Source organism: Tritonibacter litoralis, assembly GCF_009496005.1.
GTDB lineage: Bacteria > Pseudomonadota > Alphaproteobacteria > Rhodobacterales > Rhodobacteraceae > Epibacterium > Epibacterium litoralis.
On record NZ_WIBF01000004.1, the window covers coordinates 212,179 to 227,203 of the forward strand.

Below are 15,025 nucleotides of genomic sequence, written 5' to 3' on the forward strand. Positions count from 1 at the left end.
TTGGGCCATGATGTTTGACCTTCCTGATTCCCAGACGCTGTACCAGGCGCTTTTGAACCGTGATGACTCGTATGAGGGGCGGGCCTGGGTTGGCGTGTCCTCGACGGGGATTTTCTGCCGCCTGTCCTGCCCGGCGCGAAAGCCCAAATTCGAAAACTGTACCTTTTACCCCGCGATCAGCGATTGTCTGGATGCGGGGTTTCGCGCTTGCAAACGCTGCCGCCCGCTAGATCAGGCGGCGGGAGATGATCCGGTCGTGACGCCCTTGTTGGCGGCTTTGGACCACGACCCGTCCCGGCGCTGGCGCGAGGCGGATGTGGCGCAGATGGGGTTTGATCCGTCAAACGTGCGCCGCGTGTTCAAACGCCAGTTCGGGATGACGTTTCTGGAGATGGCCCGCCAGCGGCGGCTGCGCGAAGGGTTCACCACGCTCAAAGAGGGGGCACCGGTGATTGCGGCGCAAATTGATGCAGGTTTTGACAGCGCCAGCGCGTTTCGGGCGGCCTTTGGGCGGCGTATCGGCCTTGCACCGGGGCAGTTTCGCGCGGATGCTCTGATGAAAGTGGACTGGATCGACACGCCCTTGGGGCCGATGGTGGCGATTGCCTGCCAGCATCAGCTGCATCTGCTGGAGTTTTTTGACCGCAAGGCCCTGCCAACCGAGGTGCGCCGCCTGCAAGAGCGCCAACCGGGCGGTCTGGGGTTTGGTCGCACGCCGGTGATGGAACAGCTGACAGCCGAGCTTGCGCAGTTCTTTGCCGGGGAACTGTCGCGATTTGAAACGCCCTGCGCCTTTCATGGGACCGCGTTTGAGCAAGAAGTCTGGCGCGCGCTGCAGGATATCCCGGCGGGGCAGACGCGCAGCTATGGCGATTTGGCGACCGGTCTGGGCCGTCCCAGTGCCACCCGTGCGGTGGCGCGGGCCAATGGGAAAAACCAGATTGCCATATTGATCCCCTGTCACCGGATCATCGGCGCTGACGGCAACCTCACCGGTTATGGCGGTGGGATCTGGCGCAAGCGTCGCCTGATCGAGGTGGAAACAACCTATAAAGAGAGAGTATCCGCATGAGTTACGAGACCCGCGCCCAGGCCTTTGCTGCGTTGCATCAGCCGGGCGATCCAATTGTTCTGTATAACATCTGGGATGCGGGCAGTGCCCGCGCCATTGCGGGGGCCGGGGCCAAGGCGATTGCCACCGGCAGTCACCCCTTGGCCGGTGCGCAGGGGTATGAAGATGGCGAACAGATCCCATTGGACCGACTGCTGGAAACCGCCGAACAGATTGTCGGCGCGGTGGATCTGCCGGTGACCGTGGATTTTGAAGGCGGCTATGCCCGCGCACCCGAAGCGCTGACACAGAATGTCACGCGGTTGGTGGCAACCGGTGCCATTGGGCTGAATTTCGAAGATCAGATCGTCGGCACCGCCGAATTTTACCCCATCGCCGAACAGGCGACGCGGGTGGCAGCGGTCCGTGCGGCCCACAAGGATCTGTTTATCAACGCGCGCACCGATCTGTTTCTGAAGGAAAAAGACGCCAGCAAACACGCCGCGCTGATGCCCGAAGTGCTGGAACGCGCCGCAGCCTATGCCGAGGCCGGAGGCAGCAGCATTTTTGTGCCGGGTCTGCGGGATCTGGATCTGATTGCCCGGATCTGTTCGGACTGCCCGCTGCCGGTCAACGCCTTTATGCGCGGGCTGACCCTAGCTGAGGTTCGCGAGGCTGGCGTGGCGCGCGCCAGCTATGGGCCGCTGCCGCATGCGCAGTTGATGGCGGTTTTGGCTGAGCAGTTTCAGGCGTTGGAATAACGGCCAGGCCGCGCCAATCGTCAGTCCGTTTCGCGGCAGTGGCGGCGGAAGGCGCGTTTTAACATATCCAGCTCTGCGCGCAAAAGCTCAACCTCGGCGCGCAGATCATCGCTGGCGGGCTCGCCACCGATCAGGCAGAAACGGCCCAGTGTCTCTTCTTCCATTTTGTCATAGACCACAAAGGTCTGCACCCCTTCGCCCACAGCGCGGGTGGGGACCGGGATGGACAGGTTCCAGGTGTTGGGGCGCTCCCCCTCGGACAGCACCACATCTTCGAGCTCTTCGTCAAACAGGCGCACTTCAACCATGGGGCGGCCGCCATAGGTGGGTTTGCCTTCGATCCGGCCTTCCCACAGGCCGTTGCGAAATCGGGTTTGGCTGAGCGTCAGATCGGGCATCACAAATGACCTTGTTCGAGGTTAAAGAGCGGCGCGCGGCAGGCGCAACAGGGTGAGATCACGCAAGACCACTTGGTTCAAATCGGGCGCTTCAAAAATCAGATCAAGCCAGAGCTTTTCGATGCGTTTTTCATTGAGCCGTGAATAGGCGAGGTCAAATTCCACCATCTGGTCTTTTTGCGACGATGACAACTCGCGCACCAATTGTTCGGTGTTGGGACCGTGCTGGATGTTCAGCCGGGCAAAAATTTCAATGGGCTCTTCGCTTTCGACCAGGCTGTTTACGCGGATCAGATGGTGTTTGCTGAGGCCGCGTGCGGCGTCGGCCGGCAGATCCACCACCAGGCTGAGGAAGGAGCCGTCGAATTTAAACACATCCATCCGCAGGCCAAAGGGCGCAAGGTCACTTTCGCGGCTGTTGCGCAGCTGGCGCAGCGAAATCTCGGATTCGGCGCAGTCATGAAACATCTGCACCTCATGACCCAGCCGTGCCTTGGTCTGGACTGATGACAGCCCCGGCGTGGCCAGAGGGCCGCGCCAGAGTTCGGGACGCCAGGACCAATCAGTGCCATGGGGTTTGGGAAAGGCCGAAGAGCCGATTTGTGGCAGGGCCAGACGCCCTTCGGCCACATGGACGATCTGATCCAGATGCTGGCGCAGATGGCGAGCTTGGTTCAATTGCCCGCGTAGGGTCGACAGTGGGGTGTTGGCCGCATCCCGCGCGGCTTTGCGCCAGAACCGCCACGCGTGGCGCTGCATTACCCGGTCCAACAATTGACCCATGTTACCCTCGATCTGCCTTATGCTGACATGGCTTCTGCCTGTGCCTTGGGGGGCAATCTATTGAAAACGGATCAATTAAACAAATTGGCAATGCGCCAGCGGCGCGAAGATTTTTCCGGGCGCGGAGCTTGGGCAACGGTCCGCGGCGCATCTGAGCCCGGGCGCGGCTGTGGGCGCAGGGTTTCGGGCTGCAGCGTGCCTGCCTGTGGAGTATCAGCCTGTGAGGATTCGGTCTGCGCCAGGGCGGTTGGGCGCGCAACCGGGCGCTGGGGATCCGCCGCAGACACCAGCGGCAGCGCGTCGCGTGACCGGGTATCTGACCGGCGCGCGACCTCGCGCAGCAGTTTGGCCCCTTCGCTGCCCAAATAGGGGCTGCCTTCCGGCGCAAACAAAGAGACCGCAATCAGCCGGTCGCCGATGGCCATCGCACCGCGCCACTGGGTGGTGCTGGTGCCGGGAACGCCTGGCGCTGCGGCCTCCATCCGGATCATCGGCATCAGCGCATCCGGATGGCTGGCCAAGAGACGCACGGGATGGGAGGCCGAGACCAGCGCTTCAAGGGAGGGGGTCTGTGCATTCTCCAGCGGGCCCGAAATAGTGGCTGAGATCACCGCAGGTTCACCGCTTTTGGAGCGGTCAAAGAACAGGCGGTGGCGGGTCAGTGAACGCAGATTCTCGCAGCGCGCCAACAGGGCAAAGCCACCGTCGGGGCCGCGATCCAGTGATTGCTGGTCAAAACAGAACCCATCGGGGGCCGAGATCACCACGGGATCGTGGCCCATGCGAATCTCGGTCAAACCACGGGGCAGGGTGCGGCCCAGTTCCGCCGAGCGCGAGGCAAAGGAGAACCCAGCAGAGTCGCTGCAGCCCGCCAGCGTGGCGGTCAATGCAAGGAGGGCCAACAGGCGGCGACCGGAAGAAATTGGCGTCGACACGACCCGCATCCTTTCATTTCTGCAATAAGAGTCCCAAATGGGATAGACGCAGGGGCATGTGCAATCAAGCGTGGTGTTTACTGTAAATTAATCCAGACGGCCGGAAAGCAGCGATGCCACAGTTTTGGCCGTTTTCCTGCACCAACTTCGAGCAGCGGCGAGACATATGCAGCAGACAACACAGGCCATTGTTGAAACGATCCGCGTGATCTTTGAACCGCGCTATGCGGCGCAACAGGCTCAGGTTGCCGGTCAAAGCCGTGCCGTGTGGCGAATGTTTGCCGGTTTGGCGCTGGTGCTGTTCATCAGCTATTTGGGATCCGGTCTGGTTTACGGCCTTGCCCGCCGGTTTGGCGCAGACCCTGCGACCCTGCAGCTGGGCACAACACCAATTGCGATGCTGATCCTGTTGTTCAGCTTTGTCTTTGCCAGCATCGGTGTTGTTCTGGCGATGCCGCTGCTACAGCGCCGCCCGGTTGCGGAACTGTTCGGGCCGGTGCCGCTGTTTTTCCGGCAGTTTCGCAACACGGTGGCGGCGCTGATTCTGTTGTGGGGCGTGGTGACCGTGTTGCCGCCTTATGATCTGGGTGCGCCGCTGACGGCCAATTTAACCCTGGGCGCATGGCTGAGATGGCTGCCGTTGGCGGTGTTGGCGGTCCTGGTGCAGGTCGAAGCCGAAGAGCTGTTGTTTCGCGGCTATCTGCAACAGGCGCTGGCGGCGCGGTTTCGGTCGGGGTGGATCTGGATGGGGGCGCCCTCGGTGATCTTTGCACTGGGCCACTACCTGCCTGCGGAGGCCGGCGAAAACGCGATCTGGGTGGCGTTATGGGCGGGTCTGTTTGCTGTGTTGATGGCGGATCTGACGGCGCGTGCGGGCAGTCTGGGTCCGGCGGTTGCGGTGCATTTCGTCAACAACGCTGTGGCTTTGTTGATTGTAGGCGCGCCAGAGGGGCTGAATGGGCTGGCGCTGTTTCTTTCGCCTTATACGTTGAGCGACACCGCCGAGATCCGCCCCTGGCTGTGGGTGGACTTTGCAATGATGCTGGTTTCCTGGCTTGCAGCACGTCTGGCGATCAGGGCCTGATTGCAATTGCTGCAAACTCGCCTTATTTGATGGCCAAACCCCATGTGAAGGCATGATATGAACTGGATCTCTAACTACGTCCGGCCGCGGATCAATTCGATCTTCTCGCGCCGCGAAGTCCCTGAAAACCTGTGGAAGAAATGCGACAGCTGCGGCACGATGCTGTTTCACCGCGAGCTGAGCGACAATCAAAACGTCTGCCCGCATTGCAATCACCACATGCATATCACCCCGCGCGCACGGTTTGAGGCGTTGTTTGATGGCGGTATTTTCACTGAGGTCGAGGTGCCCGAACCGGTGGCCGACCCGCTTAAGTTCCGCGATCAGAAGAAATATCCGGACCGCATGAAAGCGGCGCAGAAAAAGACCGCCGAAGAGGAGGCGATGCTGGTCGCCTGTGGCGAGATCGGGCGTACGCCTATTGTCGCTGCGGCGCAGGACTTCTCGTTCATGGGTGGATCCATGGGCATGTATGTGGGCAATGCGATTATCGCCGCCGCCGAAGAAGCGGTGAAATTGGGCCGCCCGCTGGTGCTGTTCTCCGCCGCAGGGGGCGCGCGCATGCAAGAGGGGATCTTGTCCCTGATGCAGATGCCCCGCACCACTGTGGCAGTGCAGATGCTCAAAGAGGCAGGACTGCCCTATATCGTTGTGCTGACCCACCCAACCACCGGTGGTGTGACGGCGTCCTATGCGATGTTGGGGGATGTGCATATTTCGGAACCCAATGCGTTGATCTGTTTTGCCGGCCCGCGGGTGATTGAACAGACCATCCGCGAAAAGCTTCCCGAAGGTTTCCAGCGGGCGGAATACCTGCTGGATCACGGCATGCTGGACCGGGTGACTTCGCGTACTGAAATGCGTGACGAGCTGATCACCATCATCCGCATGTTGATGAAACAGCCGCCCCAAGTGGTTGGCGATCTGCCTGCCCCGGATGAGACCGCCATGGCAGAGACGGCGGACACAACGGCCGAGGCTGACGGGACGTCTGAAGACGCCTGAGGCACCAGACAGACCGTGACAGGGCCCGCCGCGTGATGGCGGGCTTTTTCCAATTTGAGGGCACCCGAATGACCAAAACCTCGGATGATATCCTGGCCCAGATGATGGCGCTGCACCCCAAGATCATTGATCTGACCTTGGATCGGGTCTGGCGCTTGCTGGCAGCGCTTGACAACCCCCAAGAGAGCCTGCCGCCGGTGATCCACATCGCGGGCACCAATGGCAAAGGCTCAACCCAGGCGATGCTGCGGGCTGGTTTGGAAGGCTGGGGGAAATCGGTCCACGCCTATACCTCGCCGCATCTGGCCCGGTTCCATGAACGTATCCGTCTGGCAGGCACGCTGATTTCCGAGCCGCATCTGATTGAAATCCTAGAGGAATGTTACGCTAAGAACGCAGGCGAAAACATTACCTATTTCGAGATCACAACCGTGGCCGGATTGTTGGCCTTTGCCCGGCATGATGCGGATTTCACCCTGCTGGAAGTTGGTCTGGGGGGACGGCTGGATGCCACCAATGTGGTCACGCCCGAGGTGTCGGTGATCACGCCGGTCTCGATCGATCATGAGCAGTTCCTGGGCAATACGCTGGCCAAGATCGCCGCCGAGAAAGCGGGCATTATCAAACGCGGCGTGCCCGTGGTGGTTGGCCCGCAACCGGATGAGGCGCTGGAGGTGATCGAATCTGTTGCTGCCCGTCTGGGAGCGCCGGTGATTGCCTATGGCCAGCACTGGCACGTCTGGGAAGAACACGAGCGCCTGATCTTTCAGGACGAGCGTGGCTTGCTGGATCTGCCAATGCCTGCATTGATGGGCAAACATCAGATCCAAAACGCCGGTGCTGCTTTGGCCGTATTGCGCTATCTCGGCGCAACTGAAACCGCCTGCGAGGCAGCGATGCGTGATGCGGTTTGGCCCGCCCGCATGCAACGCCTGAAGACAGGTCCATTGGTTGCAGCAGCGGGCAGGGCAGAGGTCTGGCTGGATGGTGGTCATAACCCGGCTGCGGGGGAGGCGCTGGCCGCAGTTCTGGCCGGTCTGCCCAAACGCCCGACCTATCTGATCTGCGGCATGCTCAATACCAAGGATGTTGCAGGCTATATGCGCCCACTGGCGGACCAGGCCAAACAGTTGATCGGTGTTCCCATCCCGGATGAGGTCAATACATTGCCGGCCGAAGAAACAGTCGCCGCCGCCACATCCGTGGGGCTGCCCGCTGTGTCTGCGCTATCGGTAGAGGCGGCATTGGCCAAGGTTTGCACGGCTGAGCCAAACGCCCGCATCCTGATCTGCGGCTCGCTTTACCTAGCGGGCCATGTCCTGCGCACAAACGGTTGATCCAATCCAGAAAGGCGCGCGCTCCCGCCCGTCTTCGATCTAAAGATCTCATCCCGTTGGGCCAAGCGCCGCTGTCGCGGCGAGGGCACGCCTGACCATAGGGCTTTCATCTTTTTTAAAAATACTTCGGGGTGAATTGGCCGCCAGGCCAAGAGGGGCAGAGCCCCCGCCTCCCTCAGGCTTTGCCCCAATCCTTGTCCTGCATTTCCCGCAGCCGACTGGCGGTGCGTTCAAATTCGAACACGCCTTCGCCTTCCAGATACAGAAACTCAGGCTCCGCCGCAGCCGAACAGATCAGCCGCACCCGTGCTTCATAAAGCGCATCAATCAGGGTCACAAACCGCTTGGCCTCGTTGAAATTGCTGCGGCTGAGACTTGGGATATCTTCCAGGATCAGGACCTTCACCTTTTCGGCAATGGCCAAATAGTCACCGGGGCCCAGCATCTTGCCACAGAGGTCAAAGAACCGGGCGCGGGCCACGCCATTGCGGAAGGCGGGCAATTCCACCACGCGGCCTTTGACTTCCAATTCCAACGGTGCGCCAACGCCGCCGGACAGGTCGGCCCAGATCGACTGGATCTGCGCGCGCGCCTCGGCGTTGTTTGGTGAGAAATAGACCTGCGAACCGGTCAGCCGGTCCTGGCGGTAATCCGTCGGAGAGGCCATCTCCCAGACCTGCATCTTCTCTTTGATAAGATCGATAAAAGGCAGGAACAATTGCCGATTAAGCCCGTCCTTGTAGAGGTCATCCGGCACCCGGTTGGATGTGGTGACCACGGTTACCCCGGCCTCAAACAACGCCTCAAACAGACGCCCCACAATCATCGCGTCGGTAATATCGGTGATCTGCATCTCGTCAAATGCCAGAAGTCGCACCGATTCTGCCACCTCGCGCACCACAGGCGCCAATGCGTCTGCTGTGTGTTTTTGCCGGGCCACATGCATCTGGGCGTGGATTTCCTGCATAAAGGCGTGAAAGTGCACGCGGCGGTTTGGAATATCGCCCAGGCTTTCAACAAAGAGATCCATCAACATAGATTTGCCGCGTCCGACGCCGCCCCACAGATACAGCCCCTTGACCGCCTGAGGTTGGGCCTTGCGAAACAGCCCCCGTTTGACCGGGGCCGCCCGCAGGCCGGTTCCGATCCGGTCAAACTCGGGGATCACGGCGGTTTGGGCGGGATCCGGGCGGATGTCTCCAGCGTCTGCCTTCGACTGGTAAAGAGCGTGCAATGTGGTCATGGGCCGAAGCCATAGCCTTTTGGGGACGGGTTGAAAAGAAAGCGATCACGTCGCGATAGGAATATTTCATGCAGATCTTTGTTTCAAAACCTCAAACAGCGCCCAAAGGTTCGTGGCGGGGTTAGTGGCCACAGTTAATGACCCGGCCTTGGTCTGTTGTATCCAGCCCTTGGGTGCAGGGCGTCAGTTCAGAAATTTTGAACGTCGCCTGCATATTTTCTGATTTGACTGAAACAGAGGGGCGACTAGGCTGCAGCGACCGCCAGAAAGGACGCCCTCATGACCCAGCCAGCAGCCGCAAACCCGGCCCGGCCCCTGCCGCTTTTTACGCCCGTTTTGATTGTGGGCTGTGTGATCATCATGGTCAGCTTTGCGGTGCGCGCCTCTTTTGGGGTGTTTCAAATTCCCATCGCAGAAGAGTTCGGCTGGGCGCGCGCCGAGTTTTCGCTGGCCATCGCAATCCAGAATCTGGCTTGGGGTGTCGGTCAGCCGATTTTTGGCGCTTTGGCCGAACGGATCGGGGATCGCAAAGCGATCATTCTGGGCGCGATCATCTATGCGGTTGGTCTGGTTCTAAGCGCAGGCGCCACCACACCCGGTGCCATGCAGGCCTATGAGTGGCTGGTGGGCTTTGGCGTCGCAGGCACAGGTTTTGGAGTGGTTCTGGCCGTGGTGGGCCGGTCAAGTTCAGATGAAAATCGCTCGATGTCCTTGGCCATTGTCACGGCTGCGGGCTCTGCCGGGCAGATCATCGGTGCGCCAACAGCGGAATGGCTGTTGTCCTTCCTCAGCTGGCAGGTGGTGTTTGTGATCTTTGCCGCCACGGTTTTGTCGTTGATCCTGACCCTGCCGCTGATGCGCGCACCTGCTATGGCCAGCAAGGCAGAACTGGAAGAGAGCCTGGGCGGCATCCTGAAGAAGGCAATGAAAGACCCGAGCTATACGCTGATCTTTCTGGGCTTTTTCAGCTGTGGTTATCAACTCGCCTTTATTACCGCGCATTTCCCTGCTTTCGTGACGGAAATGTGTGGCCCGATCATGCCCGGCAGCCTGCTGCATGGGATCGGGGTGACGACAACATCGGCGCTTGGGGCGGTGTCGATTGCCCTGATCGGAGCTGCAAATGTCGGCGGCACGCTGCTTGCGGGCTGGGCTGGAAAGCGGTTTTCCAAGAAATATCTGTTGGCGGGTATCTACCTGGCCCGGACCATTGTCGCGGCGGCTTTCATCCTGATGCCGATCACGCCGCTGTCGGTGATTGTGTTCTCGATCGTCATGGGGTCTTTGTGGCTGGCCACAGTGCCGCTGACCTCGGGGCTGATCGCGCATATCTACGGGCTGCGTTATATGGGAACACTTTATGGGATTGTGTTTTTCAGTCACCAGCTGGGTGGTTTCCTGGGCGTTTGGCTGGGTGGGCGGATGTATGATGTCTACGGGGATTATACTTTTGTTTGGTGGATTGGCGTTGCCGTTGGAGCCTTCAGCGCAATTGTGCATCTGCCGGTGAAAGAACGGCCCCTGACAGCGGTTGCGGCGTGAGGGTGGAGGGGGCTCTGCCCCTCTTGGCCTGCGGCCAATTCACCCCGAAGTATTTTCAAAAAGATGAAATCCATGCCGGGCACACCCGCGCCGCGATAGCGGCGCTTGGCCCAACGGGATGAGATCTTTAGATCGAAGACGGGCGGGAGCCTTTGGCTGTTTCTTGCCACAGCGACAGGATATGGCGGGCGGTCATCAGGTCCAGATGGGCGCCGCCGCCGTTTTTAAACAGGGTGATCTGATCTGTATCGAAGTTTGGGAATTGCTCCAGCCCATAGAAGTCTGCCTTCACATCCGAGCGTGAGATTACGCCCGCTGCCAATGGCAAGGCAAATTCGCCGATATGATCCAATGTGGTGTCAAAACTGTCGGTATAGATCTTGGACCGTATGAGAGCAGCGTCATCGGCTTCCCGCATATCGGGGCGGTAGGCCCCGATCATGTTGAGATGTTGCCCCGGGCGCAGCCATTCGCCCTGGATCACCGGAGTTTGTGTCATTGTGCAGGTGACAATGATGTCCGCCTGCCGCACCGCTGGTTCAAGATCCGCAGCAACTGCGATATCGGGATAGGTTTTGGCCAGGGCTTCGGCCTTGGCCTGTGTCCGGTTCCAGATCCGGATTTGCGCGGTGTCATAGCAGCTCGAAAACGCTTCGATCAGCGAGGCCGCCACGGTGCCTGCGCCGACGATCAGGATCTCTTTGGCCGCTGGATTGGCCAAGCGCAATGCTCCCAGCAGGCTGTCACCGGCCGTTTTCCATTTGGTAACCAGATGAAAATCAACCAAGGCTTCGGGCAGGCCGGTTTTATCGGCATAAAGCACAACCGAACCATTGATCGGCGCTTCACCGTGTTCTGGGTTGTTCGGGAAGATATTGGCGGTTTTTACGGCCATCCCAAGCCCATCGATCCAGGCTGCGCGGCTCAAAAGCGTATCCTCACCCCGATATAGGAATGTATCGCCGATCTCCGCTTTGGGGTGGTCGTGCCCCTTGGCCAGTGCCTCTGTCAAACCCCGCCAATCCAGCAGCGCTTCCCCTTCTGCAAATGAAATAGATGGCAGCACTTATTGCGCCTCCTCTTCGGTCAAAAGCTGTTCCGACACCAGTCGGTCCGCCCACCCTTGCGGTGTTGTGAACAAATGGGTGTGCCAGCCGCGCTGAGCCGCGGCTTTGACATTGTCGGTGCGGTCATCGGCAAAGATCAGTTCCGTACCGGAAAACCCACTGCCCGCCTCCAGATGTGCGTAAATTTCTGCGTCGGGTTTGATGCATTTCAGCTGACCCGACACATAGGATTGGTCAAACAGCGACAGGAACTCGTATTCCTCTTTGGCGATTTCAAAGGTCTCGACGCCAAAATTGGTCAGGGACAGGACCGGTATCCCTTTGGATTTGAGCGCGCGCAAAAGACGCTCGGAATGCGAAATACGCGGTGAGGCCATTTGCAGCCAATTGTCGTGCCACATCCAGATCTCGGTCTGCCATTCAGGATGCGCCTGGGCCAGATCCGCGATGGTGTCTCGAAACGGATAACCCCGGTCAATATTCAGGTTTGTCTCATGCATGGGCACCGCGTCAAAGAAGGCTTTGCGTCGCTCTGCGCCGATCTGGTTGTCAAAAAACGCCTCCGGCGCCCAGTTGATCAACACGTTTCCGAGGTCAAAAACAACGGCTTTGATGTCGTGCGTGTCGGGCATGAATGTCACCTTTTCTATGATCTAAGTATTGCGGGGTCGTGGGCGGCTGGGGGGCGCGTTGCGCAGGGTTTCCCGCCACAGCGACAAGAGGCCTGCCGCAATAATCAGCAGACCGCCACCCCAGACAAAGGGGTCCGGCCAGTCCTGAAATACCAGAACGCCCCATAGCGCGGCCAGGGGCAGGGCGATATATTCAAACGGCGCGATTAACCCCGCTTCGGCGGTTTTATAGGCGTGGCTGATCAAAAATCCGCCCACAGATCCGGCAAGTCCAGCTGCAATCAGCAGCGGCCATTCACCCCCCTCTGGCCAACGCCAGGCGCGCAATAGAAAACCGGTCACATCCGAAGTGCCTTGCGCCAAATGGCCATCACCAAAGGTGAGACCGGCCAGCGTGCTGATCAATAAAAACCCGCACAGCGGATAAAAGGACAGGGCAACCGTGGCGTCGCTTTTGCCAATCCGGCGCGACAACACATGCATGCCGGCATATCCGCAGGCCCCCAGAAACGGCAGCAGGCTGGCCCATTGAAAGCTTGTGCTGGCCGGGCGCATGATGATCACAACGCCCAGAAAACCCAGACCCACGGCGCTCCACCGCCAGGGGCCTACCTTCTCGCCCAAAATCACCACCGACAACAGGGTGACAATCAATGGCGTGGCAAAGCTGATGGCCACCGCATCGGCCAGCGGCAAAACGGCAAGGCCTGAGAAAAACGTGATATTCGCCCCCAGAACCAAGAGGCTGCGCAGCAGATGGAGGCGCGGGTGCCGGGTCCGCAATGTGTGATAGCCGCCGGCCAAGGGCGTCAGCACAGCCAGCAACAGCGTCAGCGCCACCAGCGTGCGGATAAAGACAACCTCATACAGTGGAAAATCAGTCGACAGGAACTTGAACAGCATGTCGATGATCGAAAAACAGGCCGCTCCACCAGTGGCGGCCAAAATGCCGATCAGCTTTGCTTGGTTTCCGTTGGTCTGCATCTTCAAATCTCCCGCTCTGCTTGTGGCGCAGGCCGGGGGCCAAGGCAAATGTATTCGCCCAGAGGTACAATTTTGGGAGGGTGCAGCTTGGCTGTGTCACTTTTAAACAGGCTGCGGCAAGGTCAGATTAGGCCACCAACCGCAGCGCCGTCAGGCGCTGCCCGGCCCAACGGCCGTCAGGGGATCTGTGATCCCCGTGCGGCGGGCGGGAGAACTTCGCGATGGTAAGGGAGCTCAACCGCGCGCCGCGCGCAACTCGCGTTCCAGGGCGTCCAGAAACCGGGAGCGGTCGGCTTTGGTAAAACCTTTGCCGCCGCCTTGGCTGCCCAATGGGTTGGCGGCGCGCAGATCGGCCATCAGATCGCGCATGGCCAGTTGTTGGCCGATATTGGCCTCGGTAAACCGCTCACCATTGTGGCGCAGCACCCGTGCGCCCGCTTCAATACATTTGGCTGCCAGCGGAATGTCACCGGTGACCACCACATCGCCTGGCCCACAGCGTTCGGCGATCCATTTGTCCGCCTCATCCGCGCCCTCGGCGACGATGACATTTTCCACCATTGGGTTCTGCGAGGGGCGCAGCCCGCCGTTTGACACGACGAACATGCGCAATTTGTGGCGTGTGGCAACCCGCTCTGCCTCGGCTTTGACCGGGCAGGCATCGGCATCCAGAAAAAGCGCGCTCACTCCGCCGCCTTGGTGGTTTTATCCGCATCTGCCTTGGCTTTGGCAGGCGCGGCTTTTTTGGCCTTTGCGGCCGTTGGCACCTTGTATTCCTCGGGGATTGGCATGCGGTTGAACGCATCCAGACCGGCGATTTTATAGGCTTCCGCCAGGGTGGGATAGTTGAACGTATTCTGCACAAAATAATCCACGGTGCCCTGCAGGTTCAAAACCGCCTGTGCGATATGGATCAGCTCGGTGGCGCCTTCGCCTACGATCTGCACGCCCAGAACCCGGCGGGTTTTCAGCGAGAACAGCATTTTCAGCATACCATGTTCCAGACCCATGATATGCCCACGCGAGGTCTCGCGGAAGCGGGCGATGCCAACTTCATAGGGCACACCGCGCTCCTGCAGCTCTTCCTCGGACATGCCACAGGTCGACATTTCCGGCACCGAATAGATGCCATAGGGGTACCAGGGGCTTTCGGGAACGGTTGGGGTTTCCAGCGCGTGGCAGGCGGCAACACGGCCCTGCTGCAGGGATGTGGAGGCGAGCGACGGGTGGCCGATCACGTCGCCGGTTGCATAGATGTGGCCGACCTTTGTCTGATAGGTTTTGCGCTCAACGGCCAAACGGCCGCGGTGGTCGGTTTCAAGCCCGACTGCGCCGAGATTCAAGCGATCCGTATTGCCCATACGTCCGGCGGCAAACAACAGCATCTCTCCGCGGATGTGGCGGCCGTTTTCCAGTGTCACCTCGATATGGCTGCCTTCGTCCTCGATGCTCTCAATCGCAGAGCCCAGACGCAGATCTACACCGTTTTCACGGATCTGATGGGTGAACTCCTGGATCAAGGTGCGGTCGATGAAATCCAGGAATGTGTCACGTGGTTCGATCAAGGTCACCCGCACATCCAGGGCGGCAAACATGGTGGCATATTCCACGCCAATCACGCCTGCACCCACCACAACCAGCGAGCGCGGGATTTCGGCCATCTCCAGGAACTCATCCCCATCCACCACGGTTTTGCCGTTAAAAGGCACATATTCCGGGCGATAGGTGCGGGTGCCAGTGGCGATCAGGAATTTTTCACCGGTAACACGAGTGGTGTCGCCGGCTTCAATTTCCACTTCAACCTCATTGGGGCCAACAAAATGTGCCATGCCCGCAAGGGTTTCCACGTGGTTTCGGTTGAACTGGTGCTCCAACACGTCGACCTCGTAATCCAGGGTCATATGCAGGCGCGCTTTCAGATCATCGGCTTTGATCTGATCTTTGACCCGGTAGGAGCGGCCATAAAAACTGCGCTCGCGCCAGCCGGTCAGGTTCAAAACTGTTTCCCGCAGGGTTTTGGAGGGGATGGTGCCGGTGTGAACAGACACACCACCCAGCCGGTCCTTGCGGTCGATGACCAGTACCCGGCGCTTCAGCTTGGCCGCTTGGATGGCCGCCGTGCGCCCCGAAGGGCCCGAGCCGATGACAATCAGATCATAATCAAATTTGCTCATAACAGGGCTCCTTGGTGTCTTGGGGGTGT

The 15,025-nt window shown here is 59.7% G+C and carries 15 protein-coding genes; 6 read left to right on the top strand and 9 right to left on the bottom strand.

Annotation, left to right across the window (positions count from 1 at the left end):
* Positions 1 to 7 precede the first annotated feature (7 nt).
* Together GFB49_RS08945 and GFB49_RS08950 are read left to right on the top strand one after the other, a co-directional pair.
* On the top strand, positions 8 to 1,072 hold the full coding sequence (locus GFB49_RS08945; protein ID WP_153215512.1) for a bifunctional transcriptional activator/DNA repair enzyme AdaA: 1,065 nt from the start codon (positions 8 to 10) through the stop codon (positions 1,070 to 1,072).
* The gene (locus tag GFB49_RS08950; protein ID WP_153215513.1) at positions 1,069 to 1,812 is read left to right on the top strand and encodes an isocitrate lyase/PEP mutase family protein; all 744 of its coding nucleotides are present in this window, start codon (positions 1,069 to 1,071) and stop codon (positions 1,810 to 1,812) included. The genes GFB49_RS08945 and GFB49_RS08950 overlap by 4 nt, the downstream gene beginning before the upstream one ends.
* 20 nt (positions 1,813 to 1,832) lie before the next feature.
* Here the strand turns inward: GFB49_RS08950 and GFB49_RS08955 are convergent, their stop codons facing one another.
* The 3 genes from GFB49_RS08955 to GFB49_RS08965 all read right to left on the bottom strand — a co-directional run bounded on the left by GFB49_RS08955 (position 1,833) and on the right by GFB49_RS08965 (position 3,928).
* Positions 1,833 to 2,210 (bottom strand): hypothetical protein, encoded by a 378-nt coding sequence (locus GFB49_RS08955; protein ID WP_153215514.1) that lies wholly within the window; start codon positions 2,208 to 2,210, stop codon positions 1,833 to 1,835.
* Positions 2,211 to 2,231: 21 nt separating this feature from the next.
* The gene (locus GFB49_RS08960) at positions 2,232 to 2,993 is read right to left on the bottom strand and encodes a DUF6478 family protein (RefSeq protein WP_153215515.1); all 762 of its coding nucleotides are present in this window, start codon (positions 2,991 to 2,993) and stop codon (positions 2,232 to 2,234) included.
* Between the two features lie 71 nt (positions 2,994 to 3,064).
* Complete coding sequence (locus tag GFB49_RS08965) at positions 3,065 to 3,928, bottom strand: hypothetical protein (RefSeq protein ID WP_153215516.1); 864 nt, start codon at positions 3,926 to 3,928, stop codon at positions 3,065 to 3,067.
* A 166-nt stretch (positions 3,929 to 4,094) separates the two neighbouring features.
* On the opposite strand from GFB49_RS08965, the gene GFB49_RS08970 reads away from it, so the two are divergent.
* The 3 genes from GFB49_RS08970 (at position 4,095) to GFB49_RS08980 (ending at position 7,354) form a co-directional block, all read left to right on the top strand.
* A complete protein-coding gene (locus GFB49_RS08970) occupies positions 4,095 to 5,012 on the top strand; it encodes a CPBP family intramembrane glutamic endopeptidase (RefSeq protein WP_153215517.1) in 918 nt (305 codons plus the stop codon).
* 57 nt (positions 5,013 to 5,069) lie between these two features.
* Entirely contained in the window at positions 5,070 to 6,017 is a 948-nt protein-coding gene (gene accD / locus GFB49_RS08975) for an acetyl-CoA carboxylase, carboxyltransferase subunit beta (RefSeq protein WP_153215518.1), read from the top strand.
* Between the two features lie 68 nt (positions 6,018 to 6,085).
* Positions 6,086 to 7,354, top strand: a complete 1,269-nt coding sequence (locus GFB49_RS08980) for a bifunctional folylpolyglutamate synthase/dihydrofolate synthase (protein ID WP_153215519.1) — start codon at positions 6,086 to 6,088, stop codon at positions 7,352 to 7,354.
* Positions 7,355 to 7,529: 175 nt separating this feature from the next.
* Here the strand turns inward: GFB49_RS08980 and zapE are convergent, their stop codons facing one another.
* Positions 7,530 to 8,597 (bottom strand): cell division protein ZapE, encoded by a 1,068-nt coding sequence (gene zapE, locus GFB49_RS08985; RefSeq protein WP_153215520.1) that lies wholly within the window; start codon positions 8,595 to 8,597, stop codon positions 7,530 to 7,532.
* A gap of 279 nt (positions 8,598 to 8,876) precedes the next feature.
* Between zapE and GFB49_RS08990 the strand changes: the two genes are divergently transcribed.
* Complete coding sequence (locus tag GFB49_RS08990; protein WP_153215521.1) at positions 8,877 to 10,139, top strand: MFS transporter; 1,263 nt, start codon at positions 8,877 to 8,879, stop codon at positions 10,137 to 10,139.
* 127 nt (positions 10,140 to 10,266) lie between these two features.
* Here the strand turns inward: GFB49_RS08990 and GFB49_RS08995 are convergent, their stop codons facing one another.
* From GFB49_RS08995 to sthA, 5 genes are all read right to left on the bottom strand, one after another.
* Positions 10,267 to 11,205, bottom strand: coding sequence for an ornithine cyclodeaminase family protein (locus tag GFB49_RS08995; protein ID WP_343032524.1), 939 nt, complete (start codon positions 11,203 to 11,205; stop codon positions 10,267 to 10,269).
* Positions 11,206 to 11,838: an HAD family hydrolase gene (locus tag GFB49_RS09000; protein ID WP_153215522.1), complete on the bottom strand. Its 633-nt coding sequence runs from the start codon at positions 11,836 to 11,838 to the stop codon at positions 11,206 to 11,208.
* 21 nt (positions 11,839 to 11,859) lie between these two features.
* Entirely contained in the window at positions 11,860 to 12,822 is a 963-nt protein-coding gene (locus tag GFB49_RS09005) for a DMT family transporter (protein WP_153215523.1), read from the bottom strand.
* A 234-nt stretch (positions 12,823 to 13,056) separates the two neighbouring features.
* Positions 13,057 to 13,509 carry a YaiI/YqxD family protein gene (locus tag GFB49_RS09010; protein WP_343032525.1) on the bottom strand — a complete coding sequence of 151 codons (453 nt, stop codon included), beginning with the start codon at positions 13,507 to 13,509 and terminating at the stop codon, positions 13,057 to 13,059.
* Entirely contained in the window at positions 13,506 to 14,996 is a 1,491-nt protein-coding gene (sthA, locus tag GFB49_RS09015) for a Si-specific NAD(P)(+) transhydrogenase (protein WP_153215524.1), read from the bottom strand. Before sthA ends, GFB49_RS09010 begins: the two co-directional genes overlap by 4 nt.
* Positions 14,997 to 15,025: the final 29 nt, after the last annotated feature.

Bases quoted from the DNA above. Each gene is read 5' to 3' on its own strand.
- GFB49_RS08945 (WP_153215512.1), top strand. From the start codon at position 8: ATGATGTTTGACCTTCCTGATTCCCAGACGCTGTACCAGGCGCTTTTG.
- GFB49_RS09000 (WP_153215522.1), bottom strand. From the start codon at position 11,838: ATGCCCGACACGCACGACATCAAAGCCGTTGTTTTTGACCTCGGAAAC.
- zapE (WP_153215520.1), bottom strand. From the start codon at position 8,597: ATGACCACATTGCACGCTCTTTACCAGTCGAAGGCAGACGCTGGAGAC.
- sthA (WP_153215524.1), bottom strand. From the start codon at position 14,996: ATGAGCAAATTTGATTATGATCTGATTGTCATCGGCTCGGGCCCTTCG.
- GFB49_RS08980 (WP_153215519.1), top strand. From the start codon at position 6,086: ATGACCAAAACCTCGGATGATATCCTGGCCCAGATGATGGCGCTGCAC.
- GFB49_RS08950 (WP_153215513.1), top strand. From the start codon at position 1,069: ATGAGTTACGAGACCCGCGCCCAGGCCTTTGCTGCGTTGCATCAGCCG.
- GFB49_RS08990 (WP_153215521.1), top strand. From the start codon at position 8,877: ATGACCCAGCCAGCAGCCGCAAACCCGGCCCGGCCCCTGCCGCTTTTT.
- GFB49_RS08960 (WP_153215515.1), bottom strand. From the start codon at position 2,993: ATGGGTCAATTGTTGGACCGGGTAATGCAGCGCCACGCGTGGCGGTTC.
- GFB49_RS09005 (WP_153215523.1), bottom strand. From the start codon at position 12,822: ATGCAGACCAACGGAAACCAAGCAAAGCTGATCGGCATTTTGGCCGCC.
- GFB49_RS08955 (WP_153215514.1), bottom strand. From the start codon at position 2,210: ATGCCCGATCTGACGCTCAGCCAAACCCGATTTCGCAACGGCCTGTGG.
- GFB49_RS08970 (WP_153215517.1), top strand. From the start codon at position 4,095: ATGCAGCAGACAACACAGGCCATTGTTGAAACGATCCGCGTGATCTTT.
- accD (WP_153215518.1), top strand. From the start codon at position 5,070: ATGAACTGGATCTCTAACTACGTCCGGCCGCGGATCAATTCGATCTTC.